The 10001-nt window shown below is 66.5% G+C and carries 6 protein-coding genes, 2 rRNA genes and 1 pseudogene; 5 read left to right on the forward strand and 4 right to left on the reverse strand.

The features are described 5' to 3' along the window. The 3 genes and pseudogenes from JW876_11120 to JW876_11130 all read left to right on the forward strand — a co-directional run. The coding region (locus tag JW876_11120; protein ID MBN1886058.1) for an amino acid adenylation domain-containing protein at positions 1-3446 on the forward strand (3446 nt) is incomplete at its 5' end. Position 3447: 1 nt separating this feature from the next. Continuing rightward, positions 3448-4170 (forward strand): 4'-phosphopantetheinyl transferase superfamily protein, encoded by a 723-nt coding sequence (locus tag JW876_11125; protein ID MBN1886059.1) that lies wholly within the window; start codon positions 3448-3450, stop codon positions 4168-4170. 132 nt (positions 4171-4302) lie between these two features. Beyond that, positions 4303-4386: pseudogene (locus JW876_11130) on the forward strand (catalase). Positions 4387-4609: 223 nt separating this feature from the next. On the opposite strand, the gene JW876_11135 reads toward JW876_11130, so the two are convergent. Further along, entirely contained in the window at positions 4610-4984 is a 375-nt protein-coding gene (locus JW876_11135) for a cupin domain-containing protein (protein ID MBN1886060.1), read from the reverse strand. 214 nt (positions 4985-5198) lie between these two features. Between JW876_11135 and JW876_11140 the strand changes: the two genes are divergently transcribed. Beyond that, positions 5199-5915, forward strand: coding sequence for a hypothetical protein (locus JW876_11140; GenBank protein MBN1886061.1), 717 nt, complete (start codon positions 5199-5201; stop codon positions 5913-5915). An 88-nt stretch (positions 5916-6003) separates the two neighbouring features. On the opposite strand, the gene rmuC is transcribed toward JW876_11140, so the two are convergent. Beyond that, positions 6004-7317 (reverse strand): DNA recombination protein RmuC, encoded by a 1314-nt coding sequence (gene rmuC / locus JW876_11145; GenBank protein ID MBN1886062.1) that lies wholly within the window; start codon positions 7315-7317, stop codon positions 6004-6006. A gap of 168 nt (positions 7318-7485) precedes the next feature. Here rmuC and JW876_11150 point away from each other — a divergent pair, with 168 nt between their 5' ends. After that, positions 7486-9399 (forward strand): hypothetical protein, encoded by a 1914-nt coding sequence (locus tag JW876_11150; GenBank protein MBN1886063.1) that lies wholly within the window; start codon positions 7486-7488, stop codon positions 9397-9399. Positions 9400-9465: 66 nt separating this feature from the next. Here JW876_11150 and rrf read toward each other — a convergent pair. Beyond that, positions 9466-9582: ribosomal RNA gene (rrf, locus tag JW876_11155) — 5S ribosomal RNA — on the reverse strand. Positions 9583-9685: 103 nt separating this feature from the next. After that, a 23S ribosomal RNA gene (locus JW876_11160) occupies positions 9686-10001 on the reverse strand; the annotation flags it as partial.

The following is a 10001-nucleotide window of genomic DNA, read 5'->3' on the forward strand; positions in this document are numbered from 1 at the left end:
ACCGGCGGTACATCGACTGGCTCGGGGAACAGGACCCGGACGCCGCGGAGCGCTTCTGGCGGAATCTCCTCGCCGGCTTCGAGGCGCCCGTCTCCCTCTCGGTCGCGCACGATCCGCTCGCCCTCACGCCGGTCGGAGGCTACGGCAAGCGCGAGATCGTGCTCGACCCGGCGATCCGCCCGGCGCTCGCCTCGTGGGCGAAGGAGAACGGATTCACCGTCTACAACTGCTTCCAGGCGGCATGGTCGATCATCCTCTCCCGGTACAGCGGGCGGAAGGATGTCGTCTTCGCCGCCGTGCGCGGCTGCCGGGGGCTCCCGATCGAGAACAGCGGGAGGATCGTCGGGATGTTCATCAACACGCTCCCCGTGCGCGCGCGGATCGACGACCGGGCGCCCCTCGTCGATTTCATCGGGGGCCTGCGCGAACAGCACGTCGCCACCCGCGCCTACGAGCACAGCCCGCTCGCGAAAATCCAGCGATGGAGCGACCTTCCTCCGAACATGCCCCTGTTCGAGAGTTTGATGAACTACGCGAGCCGCCCCTGGGACGAGTATCTGACGTCCCTCGGGGGAGGATTCACCGGACGCGAATGGGATATCCGCAACCAGACGAACATCCCCCTCTCCCTCGACATCTCCGAGACTCCCGTGCCCCGGATCGTCATCGACTACGACCGGAGCCGTTTCGACGGGCCGGCGATCGAGGCGATGCTCGGCCACTTCAAGACGCTCGTCGAGGGGATGGCGGCCGATCGAAACCGAACCGTCGGCGCGCTTCCGATGCTCACCGAACGCGAACGGCGCACGATCCTCGTCGACTGGAACGAAACCGAGGCGGCGTTCCCGCGCGGCGAGACGATCCACGGGCGCTTCGAGCGGCAGGCCGCGGCGACGCCGGAGACGAACGCCGTCGTCCTGGAGGACCGCTCTCTCACCTACGGCGAACTCGACCGACGCGCGAACCGGGTCGCATCCCGGCTCCAGGCCTTCGGCGTCGGCCCCGACACGCCGGTCGCCGTCTGCATGGACCGCACGCCCGATCTCGTCGTCGCGCTTCTCGGCGTCCTCAAGGCCGGGGGCGCGTACGTGCCGATGGATCCGACGTACCCCGCCGAACGCCTCGCCTTCATGCTCGAGGACACGGCCGCGCCCGTCCTTCTCACCGAGGAAGCGATCGCCGGCGCGCTCCCCGCGCACGAAACCCACACGATCCTCCTGGACACCGACCGAGACGATCTGGCGGGCGAACCCGACACGAACCCGGAAAACACCGTCGGGGCGGACAACCTCGCCTACATCATCTATACCTCCGGTTCGACGGGAACCCCGAAGGGGGTCTGCTGCCGGCACGAGAGCGTCCTCAACCTCTTCGCCGATTTCGACCGCCGCCGCGCCATCGAGCCGGGCGAGCCGTGCGCCCTCTGGACGAGCGTGAGCTTCGACGTCTCGGTCTACGAGATCTTCACCGCGCTCCTCGCCGGCGGCACGCTTCACATCGCCGCCGACGCGATCCGCTTCGACAGCGGCGTCTTCATCCCCTGGCTGGCCGGGCGCCGGATCGCGAGCGCCTACGTGCCGCCCCTCATGCTCGCCGACCTCGACGAGTGGATCGCCGCCCATCCGGGAGAGAGCTCGCTCGGCAGGCTTCTCGTCGGCGTCGAGCCGATTCCCGAGAAACTCCTCGCCTCGATCGCGGCCGGCGTGCCGGGCCTGGCGATCATCAACGGCTACGGGCCGACGGAGACGACCGTCTGTTCCACGCTCTACGGCGTCACGGCCGGGGAGGCCCCCGACCGCAACACCCCGATCGGCCGCCCCGTGCAGAACTCGCGCATCTTTCTCCTGGACGGCGACGGCCGCCCGGTGCCGGTGGGGGTTCCCGGCGAGATCCACATCGGCGGCGCGGGGATGGCGCGCGGCTACCTCAACCGTCCCGACCTCACCGCCGAGCGGTTCGTGCCCGATCGGATCAGCGGGATCGAGGGGGCGCGCCTCTACCGGACGGGCGACACGGCGCGCTACGACGGCGACGGGACGATCGAGTTCGTCGGACGCGTCGACTACCAGCTCAAGGTGCGCGGATTCCGCGTGGAGCCGGGGGAGATCGAATTCGCTCTCCGGCAGCACCCGGCCGTGCGAGAGGCCCTTGTCGTCGGCAGGAAGGACCGCACGGGAACGATGCGGCTCGTCGCCTACCTCGTGCCTGAGAAAGCGGCCCCCGCGACCGCGGAACTGCGCGCGTTCGTCGGGGAACGGCTCCCCGACTACATGGTCCCCACCTCCTGGGTGACCCTCGAGGCCTTCCCGCTCACCCCGAACGGCAAGCTCGACCGCGGCGCGCTCCCCGAGCCGGAGATCACGCGCGCCGACCTCGCCAGCGAGTACACGCCGCCGCGCACCGAGGTGGAGATGCAGCTCGCGCGGATCTGGGAGAAGGTGATGGGGATCGACCCGATCGGGGTCACGGACGACTTCTTCGACCTCGGCGGCCACTCCCTCCTCGCCGTGCGGCTCTTCACCGAGATCACGCGCACCTTCGGCGACCAGATCGCCCTCGCCGACATCTTCCAGTCGCCGACGATCGAGCGGATCGCCGCGATGCTGAGCGGCAGCGGAACCGGGCACGCGGGGGAATCGATCGTGCCGATCCGCGCGGAGGGCGCGAAGCCGCCCGTCTTCTTCGTGCACGCCTACGGAGGAGGGGTCTTCTTCTACCGCGAGCTCGCCGACCACCTCGACGCGGACCGTCCCTTCTACGGGGTGCAGGCGATCGGGCTCGACGGCAAGCGGCCACCGCTGGCGACCGTCGAGGAGATGGCCGCCCGCTACATCGAGGAGATCAAGACGATCCAGCCGTCGGGGCCCTACATCCTCGGCGGGCGGTGCCTCGGCGCCTACGTCGCCCTCGAGATGGCCCATCAGCTCCGGACGCGGGGCGAGGAGATCGGGATGCTCGCCATCCTCGACTCCTACTGGATGCCGCAGAAGCCGCCCCCGGGGGGCAAGAGGGTCGCCGGACACCTCAGGAACCTCGCCGGTCTGAATCTGCCCGACCAGATCGGCTACCTGCGGAAATACTCGGGCAACCGCCTGCGGAAGATCCGCCTCGGCCTGGCGCGCCTCGTCAGCCGCCTCTGCTTCCGCCTCGGCAGGCCGGTCCCGGCCTTCATGATGAACTACTACATCAACACCTATTTTCCCCACATCAACCTGCAGGCGGAGATGAGGTACTCGCCCCCGGTCTACGGCGGTCCCATCACCTTCTACCAGGCGACAGCCGAGATCGAGCGCGACCCGCGCACCTTCTGGGGCAAGCTCACATCCGAGGGGATCGATGTCGTCATGGTCCCCGCCTCGCACAAGGACATCCTCGTCGAACCGCACGTCGAGGTGCTCGCCGGCAAGCTCCGCCGGTCGCTCGGCGCGATCCGCGAAGAGGCCTGAGATGACGCGTGAAGAAGAACGCAACCCTGCCGGCGACGGCATCCGCCCGCCCGGTGCGGTCGAGGTGTGGTTCGTCGATCCGTCGGACGCCGAGCGGCTCGCCGCGTGGGAAGGGCATCTCTCCGGCGACGAGCGGGCACGCGCCGCGCGCTTCCGCCGTGATGCCGACCGCGACGTCTACGTCGCCGCCCACGGCGCGCTCCGCGTGATCCTCGGCCGGCGTATCGGCGTCGAGCCGGCGCAGGTCCGGTTCTTTCGCGAGGAAACCGGCCGTCCCGTCCTCGACTGCGGCGGCCCGGCCTTCAGCATCTCCCGCACGACGGGCGCCGCCCTCGTCGCCGTCTCGGACGAGGGCCCCGTCGGCGTCGACATCGAGCTGGTCGCGCCGCGCCGTCTCGGCGATGCGGTGGCGAGGCGCTTCTTCGCGCCGGCCGAGCTGGCCCTGCTCGACGGTCCGCCGCCCGGCGACCGCACAACCGCCTTCTTCCGGATCTGGACGCGCAAGGAGGCCCTCGTCAAGGCGCTGGGCACGGGCCTCACCGCCGGCCTCGCCCGGATCGACGCGAGCGGCGCGCCCCGCCGCGCCGCGGCGCAGGGCGGCCCCTTCGAGCCCCTCACCGGCTGGATTCTCCGCACCCTCGCGCTCCCCGCCCCGTACGCGGGGGCGGTCGCCGCCGCGGGGGAGGATCGCGCCATCGCCCCGGTACGCGCGGCAATCCCCTGACACGCCGGACGTGGTATTCTGCTTCCCTCCGGAACCCTTCCCCGCTATACACGCCTCGCCACGTTGGGGACCATCGGACATGCACCACTCATTGTTCGATCTCGCGGCGGGAGGGGCTCCTCGGATCCAACCCGCGACCCGCGGGGATTCGCGCTCAGGTTTTACACCGAGGACGGCAACTACGACCTCGTCGGGAACAACACGCCCGTCTTCTTCAGGGCGGACCCCGAATACGGCGCGCGCGTCGAGAAGGGACTCGGGCTCGATGCGAACGAGGCAAAGAAGCTCGCGAAGATGTCGAACGAAATGGAAAAGCTCGCGAAAATGTCGAACGAGGAGCGCGCCGGGGCGACGAAAGCCTGATCGACCCGCTTGATCCGGGATGGATCGATGCCGGCGGGCGGCAGTACGCGACGCGGGCCAGGTGGCGGCCGGGCTCCTACGAATCCAGCCGGTCGAAGGTGTCGCGCGTGATCTCGGCGTGCACCGAACCGGTGTGGTGGATCCCCGCCGGCTCGAAGAGGATCGCCTTCACCGGCCCGCGCGGCACGGTGCGGTGCTCGACCCCCCGCGGCACGATGTAGAACTCGCCGGGGTTCAGCGTGTATGTCGCGTCCCGTTCGAGGACGACGAGCACCCCCTCGACCACGAGGAACATCTCGTCCTCGTCGTCGTGCGTGTGCCACGGCACCTTGTCCCCCTCGAGGCGGACGAGCTTGACGTGCTGGCCGTTCAGTTCTCCCACGATCTGTGGTGAGAACGTGTCGGTGAATTTCTCGAAGAACTCCTCGATGTTGACGACCCTGCCCTGCATGCGCGCCTCCGATCGAAGACGGTTCCGGCGAGCCACCGCCGGGGGATCCCCCGCGCGTGGCTCACCGGGCAAATGATACACCTTTTCCGCGTTTCCCGGGAAGAATTTGGTGCACGATCGGCGCCACCCCCTGACGGAAACGTCAGGATTCATTCAGTGGCACGGGCAACGCGGGTGCCGTACGATGTGGATGGACTCGAACAGGAGGTGCCCCGTGAAGCGAATCGTCATCGTGCTCGTTTTCCTCGCCGCAGCGCTCGCCGGCACGGCGCCGCGCGCCGCCGCCGACGAGATCACCGCGGAAGAGGTCGTCGCCCGCTTCGTCGAGGCGGTCGGCGGCCGGGAGGCGATCGAACGGATAGAGACCCGCGTCTGTCTCGGGCGGGTCATCAACGATCTCTCGTGGAAGGATCCCACGCGGGAGGTCACGCCCCTCGGCGCCTGGTCGACGGCGGACGGCAGGCTTCTCGTCGCCGAGCTCGGTCGCGACGGGATCCGCCGCGAGTGGACCGACGGCGACTCGGTGTGGGTGCAGGAAGGCACGAAGATCGAGCGCGCCGAGGAGATCCGGCGGAAATTCGCCTGGTTCTACGATCCCCGCGGCGCCCTTCGGTTGAATGAGTACTTCCCCGGCCTGCGCTTCAGGGGAATCGAGCAGCGCGAGGGACGCGACGTCTATGCGCTCGAACCCGGGGGCGATCTCGACCCTCTCTACTACACGCTCTTTTTCGACGTGGCGACGGGGCTTCTGACCGAACTCGGCCACTACTGGGTCGTCGGCGACTGGCGCGAGGTCGACGGAATCCTCGTCCCGCACCGCATCGCCTGCGACCGCAAGGGGGGATCGAGCACCTTCGTCTACGATCACGTCTTCCACAACCATCCGCTCGACGGGGCACTCTTCGCCCCGCCTACGATCGCGGGCTCTTGAGAGGCAGGAAGAAACGCGCCGGAGGAGTCCCTGTCGAAGATCACGACGGCGAATTCTCCGTCCGTGCCCAGAATCAGGCGTCGTCCGTCTACGTTTCTTCCTCCCCGTCGTCGGGAGACATCTCCTCCCCGTCGGCAATGCCGAGGAGCGCCTGGGCCCGGTCGGCGGGGAGCTCCTCGACGGAACGGAGCTTGCGCGCCATCACGCGTGTGCGCACGCCGGTCTCGTCGATCGTCTTGACCGCGGTGCCGAGTTGACGTTTCACCTTGTCGAGCACGTCGCCGAACTTGCCGAACTCGGTCTTCACGGCTGCGAGCACGTCCCACACCTCGCTCGACCGCTTCTCGATGGCGAGCGTCCGGAAGCCCATCCGCAAACTCGTCAGGATGGCCGCCAGCGTGGTCGGCCCGGCGACGACGACGCGGTGGAGCCGCTGGAGCTCTTCCACGCGGCCCGGCTGCCGGAGCACCTCGGCGTAGAGTCCCTCGGTAGGCATAAACATGATGGCGAAATCGGTCGTGTGCGGAGGATCGACGTACTTCTCGCGGATCGTCTTCGCCGACATCTGCACCGCCCGCCCCAACGCCCTGCCCGCCTGCTGCACACCGTCGGTGTCGCCCGCCTCGGAGGCCTCGACGAGGCGCTGGTAGTCCTCCATGGGGAACTTGGCGTCGATCGGGAGCCAGACGCAGCGGTTCGGGTCGAGGTCGGGTCCGGGCAGGCGGATGGCGTACTCGACGAGATCGTTGCCCTCCCCGGCGACCTTGACGTTGCGTTCGTACTGCTCGGGGGTGAGGATCTCCTCGAGGATCGTGCCGAGCTGCACCTCCCCCCACGTGCCGCGCGTCTTGACGTTCGTCAGCACGCGCTTGAGATCGCCGACGCCCGTGGCGAGCTCCTGCATCTCGCCGAGGCCCCGCTGGACGGCCTCGAGCCGCTCGCTCACCTGCTTGAAGGACTCCCCGAGACGCTTCTCGAGCGTTTCGTGGAGCTTCTCGTCGACGGTTTTCCGCATCTCCTCGATGCGTTTCTCGTTGCTCTCCTGCAGATGTCTCAGCCGCTCCTCGACCGTCTCGCGCACCTTCTCGATCCGCCGTTCGTTCGCCTCGGTCATCTCGCGCAGGGAACTTGCGACCGTGTCGAGCCGCTCCCCCTGCGCCGCGCCGAGCTTCTCGACGGCTCCCATCAGGCCCTCGTTGGCCGTCGTCTGGGCCCGGCCGACCTCCTCGCGCAACGCACGTGCCGCCTCTCCCTGCTCCTCGCGGAGCCCGCGGAATTCCTCGCGCAGGGCGCGCTCCGCGCCGCTTCCACTCCCCTCGTTGAGCCGGCGGGCGAGCGACAGGAGGACGATGAGGACGGCGATCGAGATGACGATCGTGATGAAGGGCAGCACGGCTTCCATCGATGCTCTCTTCCCCGCCGCGGCCGGCCTGCCGCGGCGCGAGTGTCCATGCTACCAGATGCGTGCGCCGGCGGCAACGGGCAAAGCCATCCGGATCGTGTTCCTTTGACCCGCGCTGTTTTCCATGGTATGATCGGAAGACATATCCGATTCATTATGAAGAACATATTGAAACGCATACGGAAACTGCCACCCCTGCTCTTCGCGCTCGTCACGCTGGCCGCACTGGCATATTCCATTTACCAGATCGCCGACTCGCCGAGATGGCTCGTCGATGACGCGTACATCCTCTTCAGGTACGCCGAGAATCTCGCCGTGCACGGGGAATTGAACTGGAATCCGGGCGAAAACCCGACGGAGGGATACACCGGCATCGCCCTCGTCTGGCTGCTGGCGGTCGGCATCAAGGCCGGGATCTCCCCCGTGATCCTGACGCATGCGATCGGCATCCTCTTCTACTTCCTGGGCGCCGTCATCCTCTTCCTGGCCTTTCGCGGATTCAACCTCGCGAGCACGGTCGGCCTCGCCCTCTATCTCACCGCGCCGTTCTACTATATCCATGCGTGGAGCGGCCTGGAAACGACGATGTTCACGACCGCGATCATCTTCGCGATCTACTGTCTCACGGCACGCCGCGAACGGCTCTTCATCTTCTCCATCCTCTTCCTCAGTCTCGTCCGGCCGGAGGGGATCCTGCTGGCGGTCCTGCTGCTGCCCCTCTTCCGGCCCTTCCGGCGACGGAGGATCTTGTGGTACCTCATCCCGTTCGGCGTCTATTTCATCTGGCGGTGGTCCTACTACGGGCGCTTCCTGCCGAACACCTTCTACGCGAAGGTCGCCGCGGAAACGGAGGAGGACACGCTCGGATTCCTGGCGAAGTTCGCGAGCAGTTACCTGCGGCTCCCCGGGCTTCTCGCCCTGATCTACGTATCGTGGGAAAGCGTGCGGAAGCACCGACTGCTCGTCGCGGCCGCGACGTTCTTCACGGCGGCCTGTCTGATCACGTACCTCTCCTCCCACCTCGTGATGAATTACCAGTACCGCTTCTTCGTTGCCTTCTACGCCCTCGCGATCCTCGCGCTCGGCCTGATCCTGCTCCGCGCCGAGAGGAACGCGAGAACGGTACTGCTTGCGCTGGTGCTGATCGTTCCGCAGCTCATGATCAATACCGACAGGAGCGTGATCTCGTATTCCAGGTTGTATGCATCGGGCCACCAGCAGCTCCTCGAGGACGAGCACATCCCCCTCGGGAACTATCTCCGCGAGCACGTGCCGCCAAACGAATGGCTCGTCGTGCATAAGGACGCCGGCTCGATCCCCTACCATTCGAAGCTGAAGACGGTCGATTTCGGGAGGCTGAACGACGAGTTCCTCGCGACGGGCAACCCCGATCGCGAAGCCGTGATCGATTACTTCTTCGAGCGCAATCCCGGCGCGGCCGTCTTCACGAGCACGAGTTACGAAATGCTGGAGCACGGAGAAGAGGCGGATGCCATAAAGCGCAGCCGGGGTTTCAATCTGAATTACACGCTGGTCGCCAGATATTCATGCAGAAGACGAAAACGGTATTATGAATTTCTCTTTCTTCGCCGCGATCTCGCTGCCGTGTTGCCTCCTCCCTCGGGATTCGCCACCGGTCCCCAGAGAGGGAATAAGAGCTACAACTCCGCGCCCGGCACAGGGGAGATCGTCCGGCTCGATTCCGCCGATCGGATCTGGCGTTTCGCCGAGGATGCAGATGATCCGGATCTGCGCATATCCGCCCTGAAGAGACTGATCAGGGACTACCCCGACGATCATCGCGTGCCCGAGGCGATGTGGGAGACGATCGTCGCCCGCGAGGAACCGGCCGCCAGGCTCGAGGGGCTCCTGGACCTCGTCGAACGATTCCCGGACTCCGATCTCGCCCCGAAGGCCCTCTTCACCATCGGCTTCATCAATGCCGAGGAGCTCGCCGACACGCTTTCGGCACTGGAGTCGTTCACCCGGTTGCTTGAAACTTATCCGGAATCGGACGCCTGCGAGACGGCTCGATGGATGGTGAACGCCATCAAGACCGGGGAGGACGGGCAACGCGATTGATCGCACCGCCCCTTCGCGTTCCGGGCATAAAAAAAGAGCCGCCCCACGGGGCGGCTCTCCTTCAAAAACCGGCGGCGACCTACTCTCCCACAGAGTCGCCCCTGCAGTACCATCGGCGCTGGAGAGCTTAACTTCCGTGTTCGGAATGGATACGGGTGTTTCCTCTCCGCTATCGCCACCGAAATCCCGGTGCGCGTCCGCGGCCCGTGGCCGCGGCGCGGAATCTATCAACAAAATCAGGGGAGCAATCAGACAATCCAGCCGTGGAGATAGAAGATTCTTTTAACTGGTTAAGCCTCACGGCTTATTAGTACCGGTCGGCTGAACATGTTACCATGCTTACACCTCCGGCCTATCAACCTCGTCATCTCCGAGGAGCCTTCAGGTATCTTACGATACGGGAGATCTAATCTTGGGAGGGGCTTCCCGCTTAGATGCTTTCAGCGGTTATCCCTGCCGAACATAGCTACCCAGCAATGCCCCTGGCGGGACAACTGGTACACTAGAGGTTCGTCCACCCCGGTCCTCTCGTACAAAGGGCAGCTTCCCTCAAATCTCCTGCGCCCGCAACGGATAGGGACCGAACTGTCTCACGACGTTCT

The organism is Candidatus Krumholzibacteriota bacterium (assembly GCA_016931295.1).
Classification (GTDB): Bacteria; Krumholzibacteriota; Krumholzibacteriia; order Krumholzibacteriales; family Krumholzibacteriaceae; genus JAFGEZ01.